Source organism: Mycobacterium sp. 852002-51057_SCH5723018 (assembly GCF_001667035.1).
Lineage (GTDB): Bacteria > Actinomycetota > Actinomycetes > Mycobacteriales > Mycobacteriaceae > Mycobacterium.
The window spans coordinates 1-24,992 of sequence record NZ_LZIR01000021.1; the positions used below are offsets into that span (position 1 = coordinate 1).

Sequence of the window (24,992 nt, forward strand, 5' to 3'; positions counted from 1 at the left end):
GCAAGACGTGTGATGAGCAGTCCAGTTGTTGGCGGATCAGACTTCCCCATGAGGAGGCGGCGAAGTTCGACGCGGCGCTGGCGTCGCATCGTGAGGCGCTGGTGGCCCAGTGGAAGCAGGATCACGGCGATGGGGAGCGCGCCTCAGAGCAGCGCCCGCCGTTGCCGGGCACTGTGGAGGCGTTTTTGCGCTTGGTGGAGGCGGGCTGGGATGCCGAGGTGGCTCGTCGGCCGCACGGGGCTCAGACCACGGTGGTGGTGCATGTCGATGTGGAGCGGCGCGCTGCGGCGTTGCATCTGGGTCCGCTGCTCAGCGAGGCCGCACGCCAATACCTGACGTGTGATGCCACGTGTGAGGTCTGGTTTGAACGCGACGGCGAGGTGATCGGTGCTGGGCGCGCGACGCGGGTGATCAACCGGCGGCTGCGGCGCGCGCTCGAGCATCGCCATCGCACGTGCGCGGTGCCCGGTTGTGGTGCCAGCCGTGGTCTGCACGCCCACCACATCCGGCATTGGGAAGACGGCGGCCCCACGGAGTTGTTCAACCTGGTGTTGGTGTGTCCGTATCACCATCGGTTGCACCACCGGGGCCTCATCACCATCGCCGGATGCGGCGACGATCTGATTGTCACCGACAGCGCCGGTCGACGGCTGGGCGCGGGATCGCTCGCGCGTCCGCCCAACCTTGCCCCGCCGGCTGTTCCCCCGTGGCCCGGGCCCACCGGCGAGCGCGCCGACTGGTGGTGGTATGAACCGTTCCAGCCGCAGCCACCACCGACAAACAACTAGGTCGGTTATCCAGCCAAACGGGTTGAGGCATAGAGAAATTCGTGATATCCCCGCTGACCTACGCACTAATTTGAGCCAGTCGGGCTACACGAGGACTTCTGCAGCACTTGGGGTCTTAGTTTTCAAACGCAGTGCGTCGCAGATCGGTGCTTTCAAACGTGATTGGGGAGGAGGCGCCGGATAAAGTGACCGAACTCCTCTTTCGTGGCTCGTAGAACGCAACGCCGGACTTCTGCAGGGCAGCGGTTGGCGACAGTCGGCCAAGGTCGAATTCGATGGGCAAGGTCTTGGCCCCGCCCAGTCTGACGAACGGCTTCCATGTGGCCACGAGCCGGCAGTGCGCGGGTTCGCCACCCGATGGCGAGGACGCTGAGCGCTTCGGCGATCTTGCGCCTGGCGACGTTGACGCCCGAGCGGTAATGCAAGCCGCCAACGGTCATGGCCGACGCCCCTCGAGGGTGATTTCGACGCGGTCCCGGCGGGCTGCGGCGCTGCGACGATTTTCGTCCGCTACATGGTAGCGCTGCCGGAGCGTCGACGATATCGACTGTGCACCATAAACGTTGCGGCCCGTTCATTTCTGCGCGCGCAGCCGCACCATCCGCGTCGTCGAAGTCTCGTCCAGCTCAACGACATCGGAGCGCGAACGCAGGAAATCGCTGAAAGACCGGAAACCCAAAGACTTCTCGCTGAACGACGGATCCATCCGCTTCATCTGCGCCTTGACCGCGGAGTTGTGCAGCCAGTCGACGTCGTCTTTCTCCAGGCCGATCTGCAGCGCGCGGGTCAGCAGCGCGGTGGCGGCGGCCTGCGGGTCTGGTGTCTCCGGCTCCTCGGGTTCGGCGGCCTTGGTGCGGCCCGTCCGTCGCTTCGGCGGGGCCGACTCCGCGCCGGCCGGCGCCGGTTCGGGCTCGAACACCGGAACACCCGGCAGCGCGTCGTAGATGACGAACTCGTCGCAGGCGGCCGCCAGCGCCCGGCTCGACGCACCGGCCACCCCGATGCCGACCACATACCGGCCCAGCCGCTTGCAGCGCTGCGCCAACGGAATGTAGTCGGAATCGCCCGCCACGATCACCACGTGGGTCAGGTCGGGTAGCCGGAACATGTCCTCGACCGTGTCGACGGCCAGCCGGATGTCGGCGCCGTTCTTGCCATAGGCCGCCGCCGGGAACAGCTGCACCAGATCCACCGCGCGGGCCACCAGCTGGCCACGGTAGCCGGCGTTGACGTCCGCCGACCAGTCCGCATAGGCGCGGGTAAGCACCAGCGTTCCGAAGGACGACGCGAAGTCGAGGACCGCGCCGACGTCGACGATGGCTCGGGCCTGCCGGTCCGGATACTTGTCCAGCCCCTTGGCCTTGTCGCGCTGGAACGAGTTCCGCCCGTTCATCTGGTCGTACCGCGAGATCACGATGTTGTCGAAGTCGAGGTAGACCGCCACGCGCGGCGCAATTGGTTCGGTCATGCGCTCAATCTTCTCTGATGCCAATCCGGATCGTCACCGGGCTCGCATCGCGCGTCGTCCCATCCCAGCGGCGGCGACCACCATGCCGAACGGAATCCTGCGTCCTTACCCGCGAAAACCTTTGCCTTGCAGTAGGGCTGGCGCGGGCGCCGGTTCTGGCTGGCGCCTGAACGACGTTCGAGTAGGATCCATAACATCGGCGGTCTGTCGCGCGCGACCATCTCGAGATTGCGTCATCGTCGACTCGAATGATTTGGCCGGTTCGCGGCCAAAGGACGGGAGCGTCGCATGACGCTACAACGAGGCGCCGGCTGGAAACAAACACCGCCTGAGAACACGCCGCGCCTGCGCCTGAAGCCCAAAGCGCCCGACACCAGCGGGTATGTGGACGGGGCCTGGTGGCCGCACGGCAACGACCTCGTCATGGAGCTCCCGGATCTGCTGGCGGTGCTGTCCGTGCGACTCGGCGCGATTGACCGGGTGATCTACAACCTCAACGAATGGGCGACGGCCCCGAAGAAACTGCGGATCGACCGACACGTGGTGCGACTCGCCGGCTATTACCGGCAGCCGGTCAACACGGTCGAACTCCGCGGCGCGAGCGGCAAACAAGTCGTCCTGCTGGTGATACCACCGGGGACCGAGCCGGACCGCGCGCACGAAGCGCTGATGGCAGCGTCGAAGCGAGACGATGCCACGACGACCGACGGCCTGCTTGCGCCGGAGACGCCCGTCTAGGAGCCCGCAGCGGAGCGGCGGTCGTCGATGAGCGCAAGAATTTCGCAAGGATTTGGCGAAAATCCGGCAAGCGGTTTGCGGCAATCTGCAAACCATGACGCCACACGGAATTGGGTGCGCACCAAGGATACTCATCGTGGTAGCGACGGCCGGGCTGATGGCCGGCGCCCTCCTGACGGCTAGCCCCGCACACGCCGAGGTGACGGCACAGCCGGCGGTGACCCACGTCTACCCGCTGCGGCCGCCGCCCGCCCTGCAGTCCGACCCCAAGTCGGAAGTCCAAGAGCTGCTGCGGCAGATCTCCGAACTGGACGACCAGTGGGACGGGCTCACCCCGGCGCAGCGCAATCAGCGCATTGCCGGGCTGCAGCAGCAGGTCACCATCGTGCAGAACGACGTCAACAATCTGCCACCGGATCAGCGGCCCGAGGTGCAGGGGATGCTGGGGGTGGCGATTATCAGGCTGACTGACATCCTGCGAAAGGAGCGGTGGCCCGCCGGTTAGCTTCAGCTCGCGGCCGGGCTGGGCACCTTCAGGCCGTCGCGCGCGCCAAGGTTGGTGGCCGCGGTGACGATCGCCCGTTCGATCTGGCGCAGCGCGTGCACCGCGGTGAGGAATCGCCGGGTGTCGGGTCGCGGTTCGCCGTCGCGGTCTCGATGTCGCGCCTGGCACTCGGCGGCGTCGAGCTCGTCGGTTGCGGAGTTGATCGTCACCCCGGCGTCACCGTCGATGATGGCGAGCAACGCGTCGATGTTGCGTCGGGTCTGCGCGGCGGCCGCCATGAAGGCGCTGGCCAGCTCTTCCGCCCCCGCCGGGTCCTGGTACTGCTCGCTGCTGCGAGCCAAGCTGCGGCCGTAACGATCGCAGGCGCTGAAGATCCGCAAGCCCCGTCGAATGCTTCGCCGGCTGGCCAGGCCGGCGACCCCCGCCAACAGCGGCTTGGCGCTGACGCGGAACTGCTGCAGCGCCCGGTCCAGTTGCCGCGCCTGCTCGGTCGGGCTGCCGGTCTCGTCACCGCCGAACATGGTGGCGGTCGAGATCTCGATCAGCTCGGACAGGGTGGTCAAGAAGGTGCGGGTGTCGCGCTGGATGGTCGTTCGGGTGTTGGTCGGCAGCACGAGGATGGCCACGGCCACGCCGATGACGGCACCGATCGCGGTCTCTTCGATCCGCAGCATCAGCACCCCGAACGAGAACTGGCCGAGCAGGCCGTACAGCAACGCCAGCGTCGTGGTGATCCAGAAGGTCATCAGGCTGTAGGTGACCGTCATGAAATAGAAGGCGCAGAACAGGCATACGAAGATCGCGACGAGCGAGGCCGTCTTGTTGCCGGTGAACAGGGTCGCCACGAGCACCCCGCACGGCACTCCGAGCAGGGTGCCGAGCAGGCGCTGCCACCCCTTGGTCAAGGTCTCGCCCCACGAGTTGGTGCCGGCGAAGATCACGAATGCCGCGATCACCGCCCAATACCACCGCGCCGGGGACACCAGCTCGCCGGTCACGATGGCCAACGATGCGGCGACCGACACCTGGATGGCTTGCCGGGTCGTCGGCCGCAGGCCTTCGCCCTGTTGCTCGCCCCCGGCGTCCGACCCGTCGGATGCCGCCGGTGGGGTGTCGGCCACCGGCACCGCGACGGGTGTTCCGGCGGCGGCGCCCTCGACGATCGCGCGGACCTCCGCGGTCGCCGCCGCGGCGTCGATGATCGCCAGGGCGAGCCGGCGCACCGCCGTTTGGCCCTCCTCGGTGGTGGCGGTCGACGGCCGGTCGAGAATCCGTTGCGCCTGGCTGGCGGCCAGCCGCAGCCCGCCGGCGTCCGGAAGGCGGATCGCCCGCGCCAGCTGTGTCAGCGCCCCGACGAGTTCGGCGCGCGTGGCGGGCACGATGGCACCCGGTGTTTCCGCGGCGATGGCCGCCGCCCGCCGGCCCGCGGTGGCGACCCATTCGATGGCGAGCTCGGCGTCGAACAGCCATGGGGACAGTTGTCCGCTGGTCACCCCCGGCCAGAGGATGGCGGGGTCGGCCTTGTCTTCGATCTGGCTTTGCACCATCAGCGCGGTCTCGTTGAGCCGGATGGCGCGGGCCCGCATGTGGCGGCGTCGCCGCTCGTCGAGGCGGCCCGTGCGCACGGCGTCGGCGGCGGTGTCGACGACGATGGCCATGCGTGCCCGCAGCGCGCGAACGGTGGCGCCCAGCACGCGTTCGGGATGGTCGGGCAGCACGTAGGCGGACATGACGAACGTGCACACCGTGCCGACCAGCAACGCCGCCAGCATCCACGGCAACTCCGAAACGCTGGCCCGCAGGTACAGGGTGAAGAAATAGGACATGAACGCGACCATGCCCAGCGCCCTTCCGCGCGGCCCGAAGCGGCGGGCGTACACCGCGGCGAACACGATCACCACGAAGATGGCGTCGCTGGCGATCGCGTGCGGTGCCAGCAGCGAGGCGAGGGTGATGGACACCGCGCCGGGCAGGGGCAGCAGCGCCATCGTGGTCCGCTGCCGGCGCGGATCCGGCTCGTTGACCGATCGGGCCGCGACCATGGTGATCACGACGCCCAAAAGCGCCACGGTCAGCGGCTGGTGCGCCAGCCTGGTCACGACGAACATGATCAGCAGGGAACAGCCCAGCGCGGTCGTCGTCCGAGTGGCCATCCGCAGCCGCAGCAGCCCGGGATCCGAGCCGATCCACCAGTTTCGGGCGCGTTCGTACAGCGCCATCATCGACGCCTTGAGCACCTCGGCGGCCGCCACCCGTGACCCCCTCTTCCGCTGGACGATCTTCCCATCGTGCCCTTCTCGCCTAGGCTCGGCGCACCGGCCAAGCTAGTGTTCGACGTCGTGACAGCGCCGACGCGGGCAACGCTGGCCGATGGCCGCGAGATTCTGTTCTTCGCGTTGCCCGGCCAGTGTCCGGCGCCGGTCCCGGACCGCAGGCCGCTGCCCGGGCGTGACCCCGACCAGTCGCAGCTGCGGTATGACCGGTCGACGGGGCAGTGGGTGATCGTTGCGGCGCTGCGCCAGGACCGCACCTACAAGCCGCCCGCCGACCAGTGCCCGCTCTGTCCCGGCCCGACCGGGCTGACCAGCGAGGTGCCCGCCGTCGATTACGACGTGGTGGTCTTCGAGAATCGATTTCCGAGCCTGTACGGCGCGGGTGAACTGCCACCCGTGGGTTCCGGTGCCGACTTTGTGTCCGCCCCGGGCTTCGGCCGCTGCGAGGTGATCTGCTTTTCCAGCGACCACTCCGGGTCGTTCGCGGATTTGAAGCCGGCGCACGCCCGCCTGGTCGTCGAGGCGTGGCGGCATCGCACCGCGGACCTGATGGCCGCGTCCGGTGTCGAGCAGGTGTTCTGCTTCGAAAACCGCGGCGAGGAAATTGGGGTGACGCTGACGCATCCGCACGGCCAGATCTACGGCTACCCTTATCTGACGCCGCGCACGGCAGCGATGCTGGGCCAGGCGCGCGAGCATCGAAGTCGCCACGGCGGCAACCTCTTTGCCGACCTGCTGGCGCGCGAGGTCGCCGACGGCGCCCGCGTGATCGCGCGGACCGAGCTGTTCACGGCCTTCGTGCCGTTCGCGGCGCGGTGGCCGGTGGAGGTGCACATCTACCCGAACAGGTTCGTGCACAATCTGATCGAACTTCGCGACGACGAACTGGACGGGTTCGCGGAGATCTATCTCGACGTGCTTGGACGGTTCGACCGGATGTATTCGGCTCCGTTACCGTACATTTCGGCGCTGCACCAGTTCGCCCCCACCGGCGCCCAGGCCGACGGCTACTTCCACGTCGAGTTGATGTCGATCCGGCGCAGCGCAACCAAGCTCAAGTATTTGGCGGCGTCGGAATCGGCGATGGACGCGTTTATCAGCGACGTCACGCCCGAAAGCGTGGCCCGGCGATTGCGAGAACTCTCATGACCGTCCGGTACTCAGCTCCGGGGCGAATCAACCTGATCGGCGAACACACCGACTACAACCTGGGTTTCGCGCTGCCGATCGCGCTGCCGCAGCGCACCGTGGTCGCCTTTACCCCCGACGGCGGCGACGCGATCACCGTGTACAGCACGCGCGCGCACGACGCGGTGCGGTTTCCGCTCGGCACCGTTCCCGGCCAGGTGACCGGCTGGGCCGCCTATGTGGCCGGGGTGGTGTGGGCGCTGGGCCAAACCGGCCAGCCGGTGCCCGGCGGCACCATGTCGATCACCAGCGACGTGGAGATGGGGTCGGGGCTGTCCTCCTCGGCCGCGCTGGAATGCGCGGTACTGGGCGCGATCGCGGCGGCCTCCGGAATGCGCATCGACGCAAAAGAGCAGGCGCGGCTGGCCCAGCGGGCCGAAAACGAGTATGTCGGCGCCCCAACGGGATTGCTCGACCAGCTGGCAGCGCTGTTCGGGGAACGGTCGACGGCTCTGCTGATCGACTTCCGCGAGCTCAGCGTCGTGCCGGTGGCGTTCGACCCCGAAGCTAGCGGCATCGTGCTGCTGCTGATCGACTCCCGGGCCCGCCATCAGCACGCCGGCGGCGAGTACGCAGCGCGCCGCAAATCGTGTGAGCGCGCGGCCGCCGATTTGCAGGCGTCATCGTTGCGTGACGTCTGGGATCGCGGTCGCGCGGAGATGGACGCGGTCGCCAGCACCATCGATGCCCGCCGCGCCCGCCATGTTCTCACCGAAAACGGCAGGGTACTGGATTTCGTTGCCGCATTGCGCGATTCGGACTTTGTTGAAGCCGGTCACATCTTGACCGCGTCACACGTTTCCATGCGCGACGATTTCGAAATCACCACCGAGCACCTCGACCTGATCGTCGATACCGCGGTGCGTGCCGGCGCCCTGGGCGCACGGATGACAGGCGGCGGCTTCGGCGGCTGTGTGATCGCGTTGGTTCCGGACAGTCGGGCGGACGCCGTCGTGGAAACGGTACGACGCACGGTGCTCGCCGCGGGTCATCCCCGGCCGATCATCACCCCCACCCGCGCGGGCGCGGGCGCGGGACCGGTGGGGTGAACGAGCCCGCCGGCTACGTCGAAGTTCGGGCATACGCCGAACTCAACGACTTCCTGCCGGCCGAGTCACGGGGTGTGACGGTGCGCCGTCCGTTCCGGGGTCACCAGACGGTCAAGGACGTGCTGGAGGCGATGGGCATTCCGCATACCGAGGTCGACCTCATCCTGGTAAACGGGGATTCGCGGGGATTCGGCCACCGCCCGAGCGCCGGCGACCGCATCGCCGCCTACCCGATGTTCGAGGCGCTGGACGTCGGGTCGACGGCCGGGCTGCGGCCGGTTCCTCTCCGCGACCCGCGGTTCGTCGTGGACGTGAACCTGGGCCGGCTCGCCCGGCTACTTCGATTGCTCGGCTTTGACGTGTGGTGGTCAAGTGGCGCGGAGGACGTGACCCTGGCCGGCATCAGCCTGGACCAGCAGCGGATCCTGTTGACCCGCGACCGGGGCCTGTTGAAGCGCCGCGCCATCACCCACGGCCTGTTCGTGCACTCACAAAACCCCGAGGAGCAGACCGTCGAGGTGATCAAACGCCTGGACCTGCGTGAGCGGTTGGCGCCGTTCACGCGGTGCGTGCGGTGCAACGGCGCGTTGGCGGCGGTCGACAAACGGCAGGTGCTGAACCAGCTGGAGCCGTTGACCCGCCAGCACTACGAGGAGTTCAGCCGCTGCACCGAGTGCGGGCGGATCTATTGGGCGGGGTCACACCACGCCAGGCTGGTCGGTCTCGTCGAGAGACTCCGCAATCAACTGTGATCGAATGGGGCACAACCAATTTCGCGCAGCGTCCTACTGCGCCGGGGTCAACCGGACGGCCCCGAGGTGCAACCGGTCGACGGCCTCGGCGAACTCGTCGCGGGTGGGTATCCGCTGGTCGCGGAACTTCAACCCGATCATGCGCTGCGCGCGCTGCGCGCCGTAGGATTCCACGCAGCGGTGGTACAGCTCGGACACGACGGCGCGGTCGCGGATGAGCTCGCCGCGCATAGCGGTGGTCTTGCCGTCGTAGACCACCTGCGCGGGCGCGCCGCCGCGAAAGTTCTGCTTCCAGGGCGCCCCGGTGAGCGCATAAAGCTCATTGTCGACGACGTGCGCGCTCACCGGAATTGTGAACGGTCGCCCCGTCTTTCGCCCGGTGAAGCTCACCACCATCAGCTGCTTGCGCGCCGGGCCGGCGAGCGGGGTGCGCAGCAGGAACCCCAACACCGGGTTGACGATGCGTAGGAGGGCCGAGGGCGGGTGCCCGACGTCGATTGCGTGCGACTGTTCTGCCATCACAACACCGTAAGGCCAAGCGGGCGCCGCGGCCTAGCGTTTTCCCGCCGCGGCGCCCGAAGGACACGGGGAGTTAAGGGGTGATCGTTGTCTGGTCGTCGATGATGTTGGCGGCGTCCATCAGCGGACCCTCGTCGCTCTGCAGCGAGTCGGCGTTGAGCTGGAGCACGAAGACCGCGCCCTGGCTGGGGATCACGACCGTCTTCTGCGCCACGGTCCGCGTGTTGCCGTCCCTCTGGTACGTGCCCTTGATCTGCCAGGCCTGGAATCCGCCGAGCGTGGAAGCGCGGCCGTTACCCGAACCCTGGTAGCCGGGCAGGCCGAGGATCTCGTTGGGGGCGTACTGGATGAGCTTCGCCTGGTCGACGTCACCGGTGAGCTTCGAGTACAGCGCCGAGATGGTCGGCGGATCCGCCGGATTCGAGGGCTGGGAGAAGACGATGCCGCCATACGACGTCTTGGAGTTCTGGTTGAGCTGCCAACCCGCGGGCACCGGCAGATCGACGTTCGGACCGGGATCCCCGTGGCGGATGGGAGTTTCGGTGATGTGGCTGTCGCGGATGTAGTCGGCGATCGTGGGCCCGGCCTGCGCGCCGGGTGTCGCACTGGTGGTCGACACCGTCGTCGAGGTGGACGTCGATGTGGAGGTGGATGTCGAGGTCGAAGGCGATGTCTTGTTGTCGGAGCCGCAACCCGCCAGCGCCAAACCGAGCGCCACGGTAATGGTTGCTGCCGTAAAGTGTTTCATCAATCAAATCTCCCGAAGATGGGGCCGGTGCCAGCGCCAGCGACGCCGGATTGAGACTAGCCCACGCCGATGCCAAATGTTGCTAGCAGAACCCCGGAAGCCGTCGGATCGTCCGAAACGCCGCGCGGAGTTACGGTCATGCAGTAAGAGACAGCTATGCGGTCGCGAAGGGTCCCCATCGCGGTGCCCGCGGAGTACTACCTGGTGTCCTTGACCACCGCTATCGGCGAAAGCGTCCGGCGGTCAGTGGTTTTGGTCGTCGTCGCGCCCCGCCCCACGAGTCCTGACCCGTCAGATCATCTCGTTCTCCGTCAGCCACCGCATCACCGGCCAGCCGGCGAACACGGGCAGCCAGCAGGTCAGCACCCGATACAGCAGGACCGACGGCACCCCGACGGCCGCGGGCACACCGAAGGCCGCCAGACCACCGATCAGCGCGGCCTCGACGGCGCCCACACCACCGGGTGTCGGCGCGGCCGAGGCCAACGTGCCGCCGACCATCGTTACCACCGTGCACGTGACGAAGGTCGCGCCGCCGCCGAAGGCTTCCACGCTGGACCACAGCGCCAAGGCGGCGCCGAGAGTCGTTCCGGCGCAGCCGAGTACGATCAGCCCCAATCGTTTCGGTTCGCGGGCGACCTGCAGGAGGTCGCCGGATACCTCTTTTAGCCTCGGGCGCAGGTCCGTCGCCAGCCAGCGCCGCAGCCTGGGCACGAACAGAAATGCGCCGACGATGCCCAGCGCCACACCCGCGATCAGGTACAGGACGGTGGCATCCGGGACGAAGTGCTTGAGGTCCATCGAGGCGCCCGCGACGGTACTGAACAAGATCAGCAGCACAAGGTGCATGATCACTTGTACGGATTGCTGCAGCGCCACCGCAGTGGTGGCTCGCACCGCGGACAGCCCTCCCCCCTTCTGCAAGTATCGAGTGCTGAGCGCGAGCCCGCCCACCCCGGCCGGCGTGGTCGTAGCGGCAAAAGTGTTGGCGGCCTGGGCGATTGATAGCCTCCAGAAGCTCACCGATTCGTCGGCGCTCGCCCACAACGCCGCCGCCGCGCCCACATATGTGAGCGCCGATATCACTAGGCCCAGCAGTGCCCACCACCAGTTCGCCCTGCTCAATTGAGCAAAGAAGGTAGGCACGGTGCTGATGAACGGATACGCGACGTAGACCAGCGCGACGAGCAGCACCAGTTGGATGAGCTGCCTGCGGGTGAACCGGGTGATCGTTTCCGTCTTGATCTGATCGGCACCGGTTTGCCGCTTCACCTCCGCGCGAGTGCCGGAGATGACGGCACCGGCATCGGTGATGGACTTCCGAACCGATTTGCGCACCGCCGATTTCGTGAGGCGGCGGGAGGCGGTCAGGACGGTGTCTTTGCCGAACGCCTCGATCGCGGCGGTCACCGCGGACTCCGCGTCATACAGCGCCGACGTGGTCACCAGGAGCTGGGCGATGTCGGATTGGAGTTGGGTGTCGGTGGCGCCGTACTCGGCGCTGCCGAAGCCGCCGAACAGCACCCTGCCGTCGTCGACCGTGATGGCGTGGACGCGCAGGTCGCCGTGGGAGATCTGGTGGTCGTTGAGGATTCGCAGCGATTCCCACGCGCAGCCGACCGGCGTCGTCGCCGCGCATTGATCGAGAGGAGTCCCCCGAATAGGCTTGTGCGAGTACAACATCCATCCCCGCTCCAGGGGCGCGACGGCGATCGTCGACGTATTGGCCAGGCCCAGGTCACCGACGGCGATGGCCATCAGCGCGCGATGCTCGACGACGCGGCGCATCGACGCCACCAGGGGCGCGGTCTCCCTGGCCCGCAGCCGAAGCTTCCGCCACACCTGAAGCAATGCGCCGCCGCTGCGCTGATGCGGGCCGTACAACTCGATCAGGGCCTCGTCGGGGGCCGAATCGGAATCCGCGCACGCGGCCGACAGAACGAGCGGCCCGGGCCCGGCGGGCCGGACCACCTGCAACCGGGAAACCAGGCATCCGCGCTTGCCCAGCGCGCGCACCGCGCCATCCAGCGGCACCTCGAGCGCGGGAGTGCCGACGACCAGGACCACGAGCGCGCCGACGAACCAGCCCACCGCGAGGCCGAGCAAGGAGCGCGCCGGGACTATCGCGCTGATGAACAGGTGGATCGGCACGAAGGCCAGCAGCAGCGCCCACCACCAGTGCCGCCAGCGCGCGGGCAGCCATGGGCCCGACACGGTCAGCACCGCCGCGAGCATCGCGATCCACCGCGGGTCGTCCAGGATCTGAGCCAACAGAGTTTGCGGCCGATCCGTCAGGTCGAAATGCCATCGGGGCGCCGCGAAACCGTTGCCGCCGATCGAGAGCGGAAACACCGCCAAGACCCCGGCGGCCGCGTAGGCGCCGAGCAGCTTCCATTGCCGGGCGACGATCAGACCGATGAGGATCGCGAACGGCAGCGCCAGTATCAAGATGCCGTACACCAGGTACACGAGATCGGACTGGGTGGGGGTCAGCACCCCGACGATCTCCGATATCGACCGCTCCAGCGCGACCCACTGGGGGCGGGTGATCAGCGAACCGGCGATCACGATCGCGAAGAACACCACGGACGCGGCGAGCCGCAGGATGTCGTTGGTCCGCCGGGTCAGCGGTTGCAGCAAGTTGCCCGAAACGCTGATTTCGCGCCCGTCGACTCGCATGGCGATCCTTTTTCAGATCCTTCCGATCGGGCCGCGCCGTCGGCGGGCCCGCCGACAACTTAACCGGATACCTCCGGGACAGTGTGGGAGAACCTGTCGGACAGCTAGTTCACATGCGGCGCGCGTAGGGTCGGCGAGATAGTGGTAGGTAGTCGTGCTAGCGAATTGGAGGACATGGGCGTGGCGAGGACGGACAACGACACCTGGGACATCACCGAGAGCGTGGGGGCGACGGCGCTGGGCGTCGCGGCGGCCCGCGCCGCGGAGACCGAGAGCGAAAACCCGCTGATCAGCGATCCGTTCGCGCGGGTCTTCCTCGACGCCGCCGGCGACGGCATGTGGAACTGGTTCGCGGCCCCCGACCTGCCCGCCGAGATCGCCGAGGCCGAACCCGACCTGCAGCCGCGGATGCGCGGAATGGTCGACTACATGGCCGCGCGGACGTCGTTTTTCGACCAGTTCTTTTTGGACGCCACCCGGGCGGGCGTGACCCAGGTGGTCATCCTGGCGGCCGGCTTGGACTCGCGGGCGTGGCGGCTGCCCTGGCCCGACGGCACGACGGTGTACGAGCTCGACCAGCCCCGGGTGCTGGAATTCAAGTCCGCGACGTTGCGCGAAGCCGGCGCCGAGCCCACCTGCAACCTGGTGCACGTCCCGGTCGACCTGCGCCACGACTGGCCGGCCGCCTTGCGGGAGGCGGGTTTTGACGCGTCGGCGCCGAGCGCCTGGTCGGCCGAGGGGCTGTTGCCGTTTCTGCCGGCGGCCGCTCAGGAGCTGCTCTTCGAGCGTGTTCATGCGCTCGGGACGGCCGGCAGCCGAATCGCCGTCGAGGCCCCGGGCCCGGGCTTCATGGACCCGGCCGCCCAGGACAGGCAGCGCCAGACCATGCAGCGGGTGCGCGACCTGATGGCCAGGCTGGAGCCCGAACGCGACATCCCCGACGTCCAGGACCTGTGGTACTTCGAGGAACGCGAGGACGTCGGTGACTGGCTGCGTCGCCACGGCTGGGCGGTGACGGTAACGCCGGCCGAGGAGCTGATGGCCCGCTACGACCGCAGGCCCCCGGAAGGCATCGAGGACGCCGCCCCGCGGTCCTTGTTCGTGGCGGCGGAGCGGACCGAGAGGAACTGAGCCCGGAATGAGCAACGCCAGAACCGATGACGACACCTGGGAGATCACCGAGAGCGTGGGCGCGACCGCGCTGGGCGTGGCGTCGGCTCGCGCCGTGGAAACCGAGAGCGAGAACCCGCTGATCCGCGACCCGTTCGCGCGGGTTTTCCTCGACGCCGCCGGCGACGGCCTGTGGAATTGGTACTCCGCGTCGCAGCTGCCCGCCGAGGTCCTCGACGCCGAACCGAGCCTGCAATTGCAGATGAAGGCGATGGTCGGCTATATGGCTTGCCGCACAGCCTTTTTCGACCAGTTCTTCCTGGATGCGACGGATGCGGGCATCCGCCAGGCGGTGATCCTGGCGTCGGGTCTGGACTCGCGGGCGTGGCGGCTGGCCTGGCCGGATGGCGTCACCGTGTACGAGCTCGACCAGCCACGGGTGTTGGAATTCAAATCGTCGACGTTGGCCGAGCACGGGGCTGAGCCCGCCTGCAACCGGATCGCCGTCCCGATCGACCTGCGTCAGGATTGGCCGACGGCGTTGCGGCAGGCGGGTTTTGACGCAAAAGCGCCCAGCGCCTGGTCGGCGGAGGGCCTGATGCCGTATCTGCCGGCCGCGGCCCAAGACCTGCTGTTCGAACGTATTCACGGGCTGACCGTGTCGGGTAGCCGGGTGGCCGTGGAGGCCCTGGGGCAAAGTTTTGTCGACCCCGAGTTTCGCGCCAAGCGGCGCGAGCGGATGGCGAGGATCCGCGCGGTGGTGGCCAAACTGGACCCGCAACGGGAGATCCCCAATAACGAGGAATTGTTTTACTTCGAGGAGCGCGAAGATGTCGGTGACTGGTTCGGCCGCCACGGCTGGGACGTGTCGGTCACGCCGTCCGACGAGCTGATGGCCGGCTACGGTCGCAAAGCGCCCCAAGAGATCCAGGACCAGGTCCCGGGGAACCTGTTCGTCGCCGCCCAGCGGTCCTAGCTCCGTTCCTCGCCGCGGCCGGCGTGCGCACGCCACTTTCGATATCCACGTCGCGCGCCAAACGCGCCGATGATCGCGCTCACGCACCACACCGCTATCGCCGAGTAGGCCAGCGTCGACGACCGATTCGCGATCGAGGCGCCCAGCGCGGTGTAGGCGAATGCTCGCGGGGCCGAACCGATGAACGAACCGATCGCCATCTGCAACAGCGGAACTCCGAAAGCACCGAACGCATAGGAGGCGAGGGCGTCCGACAGCCCGGGAACGAAACGCTGCCCGACGACCGCCCACAGTCCGCCGCGCTCGATCAGCGCATCGATGCGGTCCGCGCGTTCCGCCCCGAGCAGGGCCCGCGCGCTGTCCCGGCCGGCCCGACGGCCGATGCGGCTCGCGACGATGGCGGTACCCACCGCCGCGCCCAGCGTCACGAAGATGCCGAGTACCGGGCCGAACAGCAGGCCGCTGCCCGCGGCCAGGAGCGAGCCCGGCACGAACAACGCGCCGAGGGCGGCCGACACCACGACGTAGGCCAGCGGCGCCGCCGGACCGGTGGCCGAGATCGCGTGTCGGACCGCCCCGAGATCGATGACCCTCGCGATGGCGACGAGGTAGAACACCACGAGCAGCAGGGCGGCGAACACGACGAGCCGCGCGATGTGGCGTCGTCGCGAAGGCGGTGGCTCCGGTGACGCCGGTGAGGCCGGTGAGGAATTGTCGACCATGCTCACATGAGTCCCGCGTGGGAGCCACCACTCGATCCGCGAAGGCGATAGCGCATGCGATAGCGCAATTGAAAGTCGCCTATCCCGTGCGAGCGGGGACGGTAATCGAGCCCGGCACGAACGGCGATTCCCACCTAGCGCTTCATCATTCGCGCCACGACCGGCAAGGCCAGCGGCGTCGGCACGAACCGGGTCGACCCCAGCGCGAGCCGCACATGCGGTCCCCCCGGCACGACGGACCCGCGGCCATGGTCGGCGGCCTTGAGCGCGTCGGCGACCACCCGTTCGGCGGATACCCGGGCGAACGCCGGTAGCCGGGTCACCATGTAATCGGCGTCGTTGGTGGCCTGGAATTCCGTCGGCACCGGACCCGGGCAAACGGCGGTGACCGTCACACCCGTTCCGGCGACCTCGGCGTTCACCGCCTCCGACAACCACAGCACGTACGCCTTGGCCGCGGCGTAGCCGGCGTTGTACGGCGCCGGCTGGAATCCCGACACCGACGACAAGTTGATGATCGCGCCGCGACCGCGATCGGCCATGCCGGGCAAGTAGCGCAGCATCAGGTCCGCCACCGCCTCGACGTCGACGCGCAGCATCTGCAGTTCCTTGTCGCGACCCTCGGCGCCGAACTTCGTGTAGATGCCCAGCCCCGCGTTGTTCACCAGCAGATCGACGTGCGCGCCCAGCTCCTCGATCCGTGCGGCCAGCCGGTCGCGGTCCTCGGCAATCGCGAGATCGGTGCCGACCGCGACGGCATGCTCGTCCCCGCCCAGTTCGGCGCACAACTCGTGTAGTCGGTCCTCCCGGCGGGCGGTCACGACGATGCGGTAACCGCGGGCGACGAGTTGGCGCGCGAATTGTTCGCCGATGCCCGACGAGGCGCCGGTGACCAGGGCGACCGAACCCGCAGATGGTGGGGGAAGTGTCATGTGTTGAGCCTAGTCGCCCCACGTCCCGGTGCCTGGCGACGATGCCTGCAACCGCAGCCGCAGCCCGCTCGCCCGCGCCGCTCGCCGCCCGATCGCGGCCCGCACCGAGGCCTCGGAACCGACGACCCGGACCTTGCCCTTCGCCCGCGTCACCGCCGTGTAGAACAGCTCCCGGGTCAGCAACCGCGAATCCTGCGGCGGCACAAGCACGGTGACCTCGTCGGCCTGGCTGCCCTGGCTCTTGTGAATCGTCATGGCGTGCATGGTCTCGATGTCGGCCAGGCGGCTGGTCGCGAAGTCAAGCGGTCCGGCGGCGCCGCCGATGAACGCCCGCAAACCCTCGGCGTCGGCGACCGCGACGCCGGTGTCGCCGTTGTAGACGCGCAGGCCGTAGTCGTTGGCCGTCACCAGCAGCGGGCGCCCGGCGTACCACGGTGACCACGCCGGCTGGCCCGTCTCTTCGGCCAGCCACCGCTGCACCTGCTGGTTCCAGTACTGCACCCCGAACGGGCCGCGCCGGTGCGCGCACAGCAGCCGGTGTTCGTCGAGTGTGGCCAGCGCGGTCTCCACGGCGCCGGCGATCGCCGCCTCCCGCAGCCGCAACGCGTGCGGCAGCAGGATCGCGCGCAGCGGCGCCGAGCCGTCGGCACCGTCCCCGAGCTCGACAAACTCGACGTCCTCATCACCCGAGCGGAGCTGCGCCACAACGTGATCCGCGTCGCCGGCCCGGATCGCCTCGGCCAGGGCCCCGATCGTCTGGCCGAACCGGTGCGATGTTCGCAGCGCCGCGACCCGCACATCGTCGCGGGCGGACAGGCCGTCGACGAGATCCGCCAGCACCGCGCCGGCTTCCACCGAAGCCAACTGGTCGGCATCCCCGACCAGGATCAGCCGGGCATCCGGACGCACCGCCTCCAGCAGCCGGGCCATCATCGTCAGCGACACCATGGACGTTTCGTCGACGACGATCACGTCGTGCGGGAGGCGGTTGCCCCGGTGGTGGCGAAACCGCACTGAACTGTCCGGACGGCTGCCGAGCAGCCGGTGCAGCGTAACCGCTTGCAGGCCCGAAAGTCGTTCGCGGTCAACAACTTCGAGCTTGCCTACTTCGGCCGCCACGGCCTCGGTCAACCGGGCCGCGGCCTTGCCGGTGGGCGCGGCCATCGCGATCCGCAGGCGGGTCGCGCCGGAACGGTCCGCGTGTTCGGCGAGTAGTGCCAGCAGCCGTGCCACCGTGGTGGTCTTGCCGGTACCCGGGCCCCCCGTCAGCACGGTGACCGCTTGTGACACCGCGATTTCGGCGGCCGCCCGCTGCTCCTCGTAGTGTGGCGGCGGGAAAAGCCGCGCCAACCCGGACACGTTAGGCAGCGCCGCGGGAACCGACAGGGTGAGTAGGTCGGCGCAGACTTGCTCTTCCTCTCGCCAGTACCGGTCGAGGTACAGCAGCCGGTCGTCGTACAGGTGCAAGACGGGTGGATCGCCCAGTAACCGGCTGGCGCGCAACGCCGCCAGCCAGCCACCCGGGTCGGGCCAGGGCAGCTCCGGGACGCCGGCGTCGTCGGCCACCGTCGTCAGGTCGACACACACCGACCCGCCGCGCAATGCCCTGGCCGCGAGCGCCACCGCCAGCGCGACGCTGTGATCGGTTTCCTCGGCCAGCGCTGTAACGCGTTGCGCGACATGCACGTCGGAGGATTCCAGCACGCCGGCTTCGTTGAAGCGTCGTAAGGCATCACCTGCGCGGTAGGCGATCCGCCAGTCCAGGGGGTCTTCTATGTCGCCGATGCTCATGCCCGGCCCTCGTCCAGCAGGTCGGACACCGCGGTCACCATCGAGACCGGCGGCAGCCAGCTGAACACTCCGCAGGGATGCCCGTCGACCGTCGGGGTTTGCGGCCCGCACATGCCTCGCACGAACAGGTACAACACACCGCCCAGGTGCTGCGAGGGCTGGTAGCCGGGTTGCCGCCACCGCAGGAAACGATGCAGCACAACGGTATACAGCAACGCCTGCAACGGATAGTCGGAGTGCAGCATCGCTTCGGTCAGCCGGTGCAAACCGTAGTCGGCCGCGGTGGCGCCGAGCATGTTGGTCTTGTAGTCGACCACCGCGTAGCGCTGCCGGGGCAGGCGCAGCACCACGTCGACCGAGCCGGACAGGTAACCGCGCAGCGACTGGCCGCCGAGCGAATCCGACATCAACCGGTCGCTGTAGCCGGCCAATGGGTCGTCGACGGACAGGTGCTCACGAACAAGCGCCCCGACATCCGCGAGCCGAAGTTGCGGGACCGAACCCCGGATGTCGCCTCCCGCCAAGGGAATTTCGAAGTCCAACTCCCGCAACCGATCCCGCAGACCGATCCGGCGTAAGGTCAGCCCCTCCGCCAGCGGGCCCAGCGACGTGTCGTGCATGGGCAGCAACGCCGAGGCCACGGTGGTGGGCTCGGCGTCCACGGGCCACCAGGCCGAGTGCCTGCGCACGTGGGCTTCCAGTTCGGCCGCGAGATCGGCGGCGAAGGGATCCGCGGTTTCGAGCACCGCGTGCACGAGCGATCCGAACGTCGCGCCGGCGGGCAAGCCCGACATGGGAGAAACGACGTCGGCGCCCGCGGGGGGCGCGTCCGGTGTGACGGCCACCGCGGCGCCGTCGATCTCGTCGTCGCGGGCCGACATCTCCGGTTCACTGCTGACACCGGAGTCATAGGACTCCTCCGCGCTGCGCACCAACGCCGAATACGATGTTCGCCGCCACGCGGTGTCGATCGACCGGTGGAAGTGCCGCACCGCAAGCTCGGTGGACGGGGCCGGGCGGTGCACCGCCGGGGCGTCCACCACCGACGCTTCTTCGATCGCCGGGCCGCCGGCGGCCTCCCACGCGCGAAGGCAGGCCAATGCGTCCTCGTCCGAGATCGTCCGCGGCACACAGCTATCCGGGACCTCGGCCTGTCCCAGACGCCGGCCCCGCAGCAGCCGGGACAGCCCTCCGTTCGGCTCGTCCTTGGCGGGTGCCCACCACGCCACCACCTGCGACTGCGCCCGGGTCAGGGCGACGTACGTGAGCCGGATGTCGTTGCGCGCCGCCTCGGCGCGGCTGAACGCCTCGATGGTCCTGCGGTCGGCGCCCCCCGGGCCGCCGACGTCCAGGCAGCGAACGCCGTCCTCGTCGTGGTAGAGCGGAATGTCGTCGATGAAGACGTGCCGATTGAAGGCGAACGGCAAGTAGACGATCGGGAACTGTAACCCCTTGGCGCCCCACACCGTCAGGATCTGCACGGCCGCGGCGTCACTGTCGATGCGGCGGCTGCGTTCGGGTGCCCCGGCGCGCTCCTCGCATTGCCGACGCAACCAGTCGCGCAGGGCGGGCAGCGTCAACCGTTCCCGATGGGCCACGGCGTGCAGCAGCTGAGCGATGTGGGCCAGGTCGGTCATGGTGCGTTCACCAGCCTGCTCGGCAAGCACCCGCCTCCCCACGCCGGCCAGTTGCGCGGCCTCGAACACCGCGGCGGGTCCGCGGTTTCGCAACTCATCGGACCACTCCCGCAGCGTGGCAGCGACCTCGTCGGTGAGGTCGTCTCCGCCCGCGGCCAGGTCGCCGGCCGTCTTGCCGAAGAACACCGTGGCGGCGGCGGCGCGCACCAGCCCGGCGCGGTGGGTCTGGTCGAACGCGTCCAGCAGGAACAGCCAATCCTTGGCCGCTTCGGCCGCGAATACGTCGCCGTCGCCGGTGTAGACCGCGGGAATCCCGGCTTGCGTCAACGCGGTTTGACACGCCCGCGCGTCCTTGCCGGATTCGACGATGACCGCGATATCACCGGCGCGCACCCGGTTGCCGTCGAAGGTGGCGTCGCTGGCCAGCAGGGCGCCGACGTCGGCGGCGAGGTCGGCCGGGATGTGGCGACGCAGCTGGTCGATCGAAATGGTCCGGTCCTGCTGGCAACCGAAGGCGGCGCGGCCGACCACCCGGAGCCGAAACGGCTGATTGTGCGGCGCATTGCGCAGCCGGTGGCCCGCCACGTGCGCCTCGATGTCGCGCACCACGATGTCGGGGTCGCCCAGCGCGGCCCCGCGCAACAGCGTTTGCAGGCTGTCGACGAGCACCTTGTCGCTGCGCCAATTCACGCTCAGCGTGCGGCGCTCGCCGGCCGTTTGGGCCGCCCGCAGATAGGTGTAGATGTCGCCGCCGCGAAAACCGTAGATCGCCTGCTTGGGGTCGCCGATCAACACCAGCCTGGAATGGCCGTTGAAGGCGCGATCGATGACCTCCCATTGAATGGGATCGGTGTCCTGGAATTCGTCGATCATCACGATCGACCAGCGGCGGCGCATCCGGTCGGCGGCAGCCGAATCCGCGGAACCCGGACGGCTTTTCAAAGCGCCGGCCAGGCGATTGAGCAGGTCGTTGTAGCTGAAGATGCCGAGCCGGCGCTTGCGCAGCTCGAGTTGGTCCAGCACGTCGGTGGCGAAACGCAGTCGCACCCCGGCAATGGCCTGCGGGTCCGGGTCGCGCAGTCGCAGCTGCGCGCAGGGGTCCTCGACGATCGCACGGGCCAGCGCCAGCGCATCGCGGTGGCTGAGGGCCACCTCGTCGCGCTGCGATCCGAAGTGCGCAAGATACAGGTCGTCGACGATCTGGCCGACCAGATCGTCGAGGCTTTCCACCAGCGTGGCGTCGGTGTCCGTATCACCGGCAACCCCAAGCGATTTGAGCACCAGGTGACAGAACTGGTGCGTGGTGCAGATGGTGGCGGCGTCGAAGTCCGAGAGCGCGTCGCGCAGCCGCGCGCATCGCTCGCCGCGCTCGGCGTCGGTGCCGGCCGTCAGGTGGGTGAGCAGATCGGTAGCCCTGTCGGACAGCGAACCTTCCAGTGCGGCAACGGCTTCCACGATCTGGCAGCGGACCCTTTCCCGCAGTTCCCGGCTGGCCGCCTTGCTGAAGGTGATCAGCAGCATTTCGTCGAGCTTGCCGACGCCGTCGGAGATGAAGCGGGTCACGAGGCCGGCCAGTGCGAACGTCTTGCCGGTGCCCGCGCTGGCCTCCAGCACCGTCGTGGACCCCGGCGCGGGCAACGGGCCGAGCAGGTCGAAGCGCTCCATCAGACCAGCTCCCGGGCCGAGCGTTCGGAGCGCAGCAGCGGCCCCCACAGCCGGGCCGCCAACGCGCCGAGGCGCGTGCCTTCACCGGCAACCTCTTCGCCCGCGCGCGGCGGTCCCAGCAGGACGTCGAGCCGAGCCCTTGTGCCCCAGACCCTTTCGTTTGCCGGCTCGGCATTCTCACCGCGGAAGTTGTTCTGCGAGTTCCACCGATATCCCGCGGCCCTGAGCGGGTCCCTGTCCGAATTGCGGGCGTCCGCCCAGGCGAACGATGTCCGCAGCGGCAGTGGTAGCGGCTCCCGGCGACCGGCGTCGTACAGCCGCACCAGCTCACGCAGCGTCTCGAGGGAGTCCGGTGGCGGACCGAGCAGGCGGCGCTCGATCCGATCGTTTCGCCGGGCGCGCCCGATGCACAATGCGCTCCAGTCACGACGCGAATCGCTTGCCTTCAACGCCAGCAGCGGGATCCACGATTCCAGCAGGTGCTTGCCGCCGAGCTTGGAGTAGGTGACCGACACGGTGCGGGCGCCGAAGACGGGTGTCACCGTGCCGGTGAGCCGCCGCGCGCCGTCCAGCGGCAGGTCGACGTCGTAAGCGGAGGGCGCACCGCGGCGGTGCCGCAGCGCCTCGGCGGCCAGTTCGGCGGCCTGGCCGCGGATTTCCCTGGCTTTGCGCCAGCCCAGCTGCCCCGGGGGCAAGGTCCCTCGGCGCCATTCGGCTTCGGCCGCCTTGCCAGGATCCAAGCCGCGCAACATGTCTCGCAGCATCCGGTCGCCGACCGACCACTCTTCGAGGTTGTCGATCTCGACGGGCATCTCGTCTTTGATCTCGTCGATCTCCCAGGGCAACGTGTAGTCCAGCGCGCGGAAGAACCCCTTGACCGGGTCACGCAGGAAGGCCAGCAAGTCGGCGAGCACGACGTCGTCGGGTGCCGGTCGGGGGAGCGGATCGGTGAAGAAGCGCGGCCGCGGGTGCCGGTCACCGGCGGCGGCCCGGGCCGCGACCAGGGCGGTCGGATCGAAGGTGAACGGCTGGCCCGGCAGCAGCTCGCCCGGCGTGACATTGCGAATGTCGAACGGCTGCAACGGGTGCTCGATCAGCACCCGGTCTCGCACCGGCGCCGGTGTGGTCTGATCGAGCGCGTCGAGCAGTTCGGCCAGCGGCACCGACGGCGGCCGCGGGTGTCCGGTGTGCTCGTCGGCGCCGGTATAGGTGATGACCAACGTCTCGGTGGCCGCGCATACCGCGTCGAGCAGCAATTGCCGGTCCTCGGAACGGATGTCGCGCTCGCCGGTCATCGGCCCGCGGGAAAGGGCGTCGTCGCCGTCCGGCAGCGCGGACCGCGGAAACACGCCGTCGTCGAGCCCGACCAGGCACACCACCCGGTGCGGGACCGAGCGCATCGGCACCATCGTGCACACGGTCAAGGTTCCGGTCCGGAAGTTGGCCCGGGTCGGACGCCCGGCGAGGCGCTCGGCCAGCAATGCCCGTACGTCGGACAGCCGCAGCCGGGCGGCGGCGCGAAATTCGGCCTGCGCCAGTATGGTTGCGAACTCGCGGCGCAATTGTCCCGATTGCCACGCGTCGGCGGCGTCCACCTGGGTCAATGCCGCGACACCGTCGGTGAGCGCATCGATCCACTCGGCCAGCGGGCGGATTCCGTCGAGCGAGTCGACCGCCGACTGCAGCCGGTCGACGTACTCGGCCAGCCGCCCCGCCAGCTCCACCCGGTTGCTGCCGACGTCGTCCAGGGGAAGCGCGGTCGCCAGCCACGCCTGCGAGTCGTCGGACATCGCGACCCCGGTCAGGATCCGGTCCAGGCCGAAACGCCAGGTGTTTCCCACGATGTGGTCGAGTCCGTATGGCTTGCGGTGCCGGGTGTCGAAGCTCCAGCGGATACCGGAGTCGCGCACCCACGCGGCGATCGTGTCGAGGTCGTCGTCGGTGAATTTGAAGCGGGTCCGCACCGGCGCGGCCTGGGCCAGGTTGAGGACCTGGGTTGCGGTCGCGCGGCTGCCGGCGATGCCGAGCAGCTCCCCGGCCACCCCGAGGAGGGGGTTGGTCTGGGTGAGGGCTCGGTCGGCCAGCCGCACTCGCAGCCGGTGCGCGGGGTGGTTGGGGCCGGGGAGTTCGCCCAGGCCGAAGTCGGCGACGATCAGCGGCGCGCAGCTCTCGATGTCGGGGCACATCACCACGATGTCGCGCGGTTCAAGCGTGGGATCGTCCGCCAACAGCCCGAGCAGTACTTCACGCAGCACGTCGATCTGCCGGGCAGTGCCGTGGCAGGCGTGCACCCGAACCGATCGGTCGTCGGCGGCCAGGGCCCGGTCGTCGGGCCGCACCGCGTTGGCGGCGATATCGGATTGCAGCCAGCCCAGTAATGTCTCGGGTTGCGTTTCCGCGCCGAGGTATTCGTCTGTGGCGCGGGCCGAGGGCAACACGGTTTGCAGCTCGCGAAGGTCGCGGCCCAGTGTCTGCAGCAGCGGGTGGCGGACTCGGCGCCGGCTGGTGTCGTCGGTTCGCCGCACCGGGCCGCGCAGATCGGCGAGCCGCCGCCACAGTTCGTCGCTGGGGTGCGGCAGCCACAGGTGCAGGTCGTGGTGCGCGGCCAGCGCGTCGAGCAGCTCGATGTCGGTGGCAGGCAGCCGCGTGTGGCCGAACAGCGACAGCCGCGCCGGCAGGTCGACCGGCCCCTCCCGCAACCGCGCGACGGTCTTCTGGTGGCGGACGTGCGGGGGATCGGCCTCGACCCGCGCAGCCAGCGCGCGCCACAGTTCCGGCTGCCAGGCCAGGTCGGTGTCGAGGCCCTTCGCGTTGCCGTCCAGCCAGTCGATGAGCAGTTGCGGACGCTGCCGGGCGTAAGAGGCGAACAGCCCGGCCAGCCGGCGCGCCACGGCATACCGGCGCCCTTTGCGCAGCTCCGCCTCCTCGCCGGTGTGGAAGTGGCCCAGATGGGTTGCCAGCGTTCGGCACCACGGCTGGTCGAGGCCGGCATCGATCACCTCGAGCAGCGGCCAGGTCATCGCCTCGGGCGACCACGGGTCCTCGTCGACCGTCCCGGTGATCGCAGAAATCTCGGCGATCAACGATCCCGGGCTGCGGAAAGCCACCCCCGCGCAGACCCCGTCGCCCATGCCGGGCCGCGGACCCAGCACGTGCGAAAGCCGCTGACTGAGCCAGCGTTCCACGCCGCGCGCCGGCACCAGCACCAGCTCCTCGACGAACGGGTCGGGCAGCGGGGCGGCCAGCAGGGCGCCGAGACCGTCGGCGAGCAGGTCGGTGCGTTCGGCACGGTGAAGATGAAGCGCCATCGAGCGCCACCCTAGAGCTTGGCACCGACGACGTGGCCGGTTGACGCGGACAAAATGCTCAGCGGCCCGACGCCAGCCGTTGGTGGCGATGTAACGGCTGGTTACCGCTGGGTGCCGGATGCTGTGGGCGTACCGAGAGGGCGG

The 24,992-nt window shown here is 68.9% G+C and carries 18 protein-coding genes; 8 read left to right on the top strand and 10 right to left on the bottom strand.

The features are described 5' to 3' along the window. Positions 1 to 788 (top strand): HNH endonuclease signature motif containing protein (locus A5764_RS04930; RefSeq protein ID WP_156664505.1); only part of this gene is annotated, 788 nt, incomplete at its 5' end. A gap of 574 nt (positions 789 to 1,362) precedes the next feature. On the opposite strand, the gene A5764_RS04935 is transcribed toward A5764_RS04930, so the two are convergent. After that, the gene (locus A5764_RS04935) at positions 1,363 to 2,256 is read right to left on the bottom strand and encodes an NYN domain-containing protein (protein ID WP_067109479.1); all 894 of its coding nucleotides are present in this window, start codon (positions 2,254 to 2,256) and stop codon (positions 1,363 to 1,365) included. Between the two features lie 288 nt (positions 2,257 to 2,544). On the opposite strand from A5764_RS04935, the gene A5764_RS04940 reads away from it, so the two are divergent. Then, on the top strand, positions 2,545 to 2,994 hold the full coding sequence (locus A5764_RS04940) for a DUF5994 family protein (protein WP_067109482.1): 450 nt from the start codon (positions 2,545 to 2,547) through the stop codon (positions 2,992 to 2,994). Positions 2,995 to 3,130: 136 nt separating this feature from the next. Further along, the gene (locus A5764_RS04945; protein ID WP_156664506.1) at positions 3,131 to 3,499 is read left to right on the top strand and encodes a hypothetical protein; all 369 of its coding nucleotides are present in this window, start codon (positions 3,131 to 3,133) and stop codon (positions 3,497 to 3,499) included. A 2-nt stretch (positions 3,500 to 3,501) separates the two neighbouring features. Here A5764_RS04945 and A5764_RS04950 read toward each other — a convergent pair whose 3' ends face one another. Next, on the bottom strand, positions 3,502 to 5,721 hold the full coding sequence (locus tag A5764_RS04950) for an FUSC family protein (RefSeq protein WP_067109671.1): 2,220 nt from the start codon (positions 5,719 to 5,721) through the stop codon (positions 3,502 to 3,504). A 117-nt stretch (positions 5,722 to 5,838) separates the two neighbouring features. Here A5764_RS04950 and galT point away from each other — a divergent pair, with 117 nt between their 5' ends. The 3 genes from galT to A5764_RS04965 are packed head-to-tail and all read left to right on the top strand — an operon-like array spanning position 5,839 to position 8,761. Beyond that, complete coding sequence (galT, locus tag A5764_RS04955; RefSeq protein WP_369807275.1) at positions 5,839 to 6,921, top strand: galactose-1-phosphate uridylyltransferase; 1,083 nt, start codon at positions 5,839 to 5,841, stop codon at positions 6,919 to 6,921. Continuing rightward, positions 6,918 to 8,009: a galactokinase gene (locus tag A5764_RS04960; protein ID WP_067109490.1), complete on the top strand. Its 1,092-nt coding sequence runs from the start codon at positions 6,918 to 6,920 to the stop codon at positions 8,007 to 8,009. Before galT ends, A5764_RS04960 begins: the two co-directional genes overlap by 4 nt. Further along, positions 8,006 to 8,761 (top strand): Mut7-C RNAse domain-containing protein, encoded by a 756-nt coding sequence (locus A5764_RS04965; protein WP_067109493.1) that lies wholly within the window; start codon positions 8,006 to 8,008, stop codon positions 8,759 to 8,761. Before A5764_RS04960 ends, A5764_RS04965 begins: the two co-directional genes overlap by 4 nt. A 33-nt stretch (positions 8,762 to 8,794) precedes the next feature. On the opposite strand, the gene A5764_RS04970 is transcribed toward A5764_RS04965, so the two are convergent. From A5764_RS04970 to A5764_RS04980, 3 genes are all read right to left on the bottom strand, one after another. After that, positions 8,795 to 9,280: a hypothetical protein gene (locus A5764_RS04970; protein WP_067109496.1), complete on the bottom strand. Its 486-nt coding sequence runs from the start codon at positions 9,278 to 9,280 to the stop codon at positions 8,795 to 8,797. Positions 9,281 to 9,353: 73 nt separating this feature from the next. Continuing rightward, the gene (locus A5764_RS04975) at positions 9,354 to 10,028 is read right to left on the bottom strand and encodes an LpqN/LpqT family lipoprotein (protein WP_067109499.1); all 675 of its coding nucleotides are present in this window, start codon (positions 10,026 to 10,028) and stop codon (positions 9,354 to 9,356) included. A 291-nt stretch (positions 10,029 to 10,319) separates the two neighbouring features. Beyond that, complete coding sequence (locus tag A5764_RS04980) at positions 10,320 to 12,707, bottom strand: lysylphosphatidylglycerol synthase transmembrane domain-containing protein (protein ID WP_067109502.1); 2,388 nt, start codon at positions 12,705 to 12,707, stop codon at positions 10,320 to 10,322. A 180-nt stretch (positions 12,708 to 12,887) separates the two neighbouring features. Between A5764_RS04980 and A5764_RS04985 the strand changes: the two genes are divergently transcribed. Next, positions 12,888 to 13,838, top strand: coding sequence for a class I SAM-dependent methyltransferase (locus A5764_RS04985; RefSeq protein WP_067109674.1), 951 nt, complete (start codon positions 12,888 to 12,890; stop codon positions 13,836 to 13,838). A 7-nt stretch (positions 13,839 to 13,845) separates the two neighbouring features. Further along, the gene (locus tag A5764_RS04990) at positions 13,846 to 14,793 is read left to right on the top strand and encodes a class I SAM-dependent methyltransferase (protein ID WP_067109505.1); all 948 of its coding nucleotides are present in this window, start codon (positions 13,846 to 13,848) and stop codon (positions 14,791 to 14,793) included. Here the strand turns inward: A5764_RS04990 and A5764_RS04995 are convergent. From A5764_RS04995 to recC, 5 genes are all read right to left on the bottom strand, one after another. Next, the gene (locus A5764_RS04995; RefSeq protein WP_067109508.1) at positions 14,790 to 15,515 is read right to left on the bottom strand and encodes a TVP38/TMEM64 family protein; all 726 of its coding nucleotides are present in this window, start codon (positions 15,513 to 15,515) and stop codon (positions 14,790 to 14,792) included. The genes A5764_RS04990 and A5764_RS04995 overlap by 4 nt on opposite strands. Before the next feature lie 134 nt (positions 15,516 to 15,649). Then, positions 15,650 to 16,447 carry an SDR family oxidoreductase gene (locus tag A5764_RS05000; RefSeq protein ID WP_067109511.1) on the bottom strand — a complete coding sequence of 266 codons (798 nt, stop codon included), beginning with the start codon at positions 16,445 to 16,447 and terminating at the stop codon, positions 15,650 to 15,652. Between the two features lie 9 nt (positions 16,448 to 16,456). Next, positions 16,457 to 18,238, bottom strand: coding sequence for an exodeoxyribonuclease V subunit alpha (gene recD, locus A5764_RS05005; RefSeq protein ID WP_067109514.1), 1,782 nt, complete (start codon positions 18,236 to 18,238; stop codon positions 16,457 to 16,459). Beyond that, positions 18,235 to 21,540 carry an exodeoxyribonuclease V subunit beta gene (recB, locus tag A5764_RS05010; protein WP_067109517.1) on the bottom strand — a complete coding sequence of 1,102 codons (3,306 nt, stop codon included), beginning with the start codon at positions 21,538 to 21,540 and terminating at the stop codon, positions 18,235 to 18,237. Before recB ends, recD begins: the two co-directional genes overlap by 4 nt. Then, entirely contained in the window at positions 21,540 to 24,848 is a 3,309-nt protein-coding gene (gene recC, locus A5764_RS05015; RefSeq protein ID WP_067109520.1) for an exodeoxyribonuclease V subunit gamma, read from the bottom strand. Before recC ends, recB begins: the two co-directional genes overlap by 1 nt. Positions 24,849 to 24,992 lie beyond the last annotated feature (144 nt).

Excerpts from the sequence above, each read along its gene's own strand:
- A5764_RS04935 (WP_067109479.1), bottom strand. The coding sequence starts at position 2,256 with ATGACCGAACCAATTGCGCCGCGCGTGGCGGTCTACCTCGACTTCGAC.
- A5764_RS04980 (WP_067109502.1), bottom strand. The coding sequence starts at position 12,707 with ATGCGAGTCGACGGGCGCGAAATCAGCGTTTCGGGCAACTTGCTGCAA.
- A5764_RS04995 (WP_067109508.1), bottom strand. The coding sequence starts at position 15,515 with ATGGTCGACAATTCCTCACCGGCCTCACCGGCGTCACCGGAGCCACCG.
- A5764_RS05000 (WP_067109511.1), bottom strand. The coding sequence starts at position 16,447 with ATGACACTTCCCCCACCATCTGCGGGTTCGGTCGCCCTGGTCACCGGC.
- recC (WP_067109520.1), bottom strand. The coding sequence starts at position 24,848 with ATGGCGCTTCATCTTCACCGTGCCGAACGCACCGACCTGCTCGCCGAC.
- recB (WP_067109517.1), bottom strand. The coding sequence starts at position 21,540 with ATGGAGCGCTTCGACCTGCTCGGCCCGTTGCCCGCGCCGGGGTCCACG.
- A5764_RS04990 (WP_067109505.1), top strand. The coding sequence starts at position 13,846 with ATGAGCAACGCCAGAACCGATGACGACACCTGGGAGATCACCGAGAGC.
- recD (WP_067109514.1), bottom strand. The coding sequence starts at position 18,238 with ATGAGCATCGGCGACATAGAAGACCCCCTGGACTGGCGGATCGCCTAC.
- A5764_RS04975 (WP_067109499.1), bottom strand. The coding sequence starts at position 10,028 with ATGAAACACTTTACGGCAGCAACCATTACCGTGGCGCTCGGTTTGGCG.
- A5764_RS04960 (WP_067109490.1), top strand. The coding sequence starts at position 6,918 with ATGACCGTCCGGTACTCAGCTCCGGGGCGAATCAACCTGATCGGCGAA.
- A5764_RS04940 (WP_067109482.1), top strand. The coding sequence starts at position 2,545 with ATGACGCTACAACGAGGCGCCGGCTGGAAACAAACACCGCCTGAGAAC.
- A5764_RS04970 (WP_067109496.1), bottom strand. The coding sequence starts at position 9,280 with ATGGCAGAACAGTCGCACGCAATCGACGTCGGGCACCCGCCCTCGGCC.
- A5764_RS04950 (WP_067109671.1), bottom strand. The coding sequence starts at position 5,721 with ATGATGGCGCTGTACGAACGCGCCCGAAACTGGTGGATCGGCTCGGAT.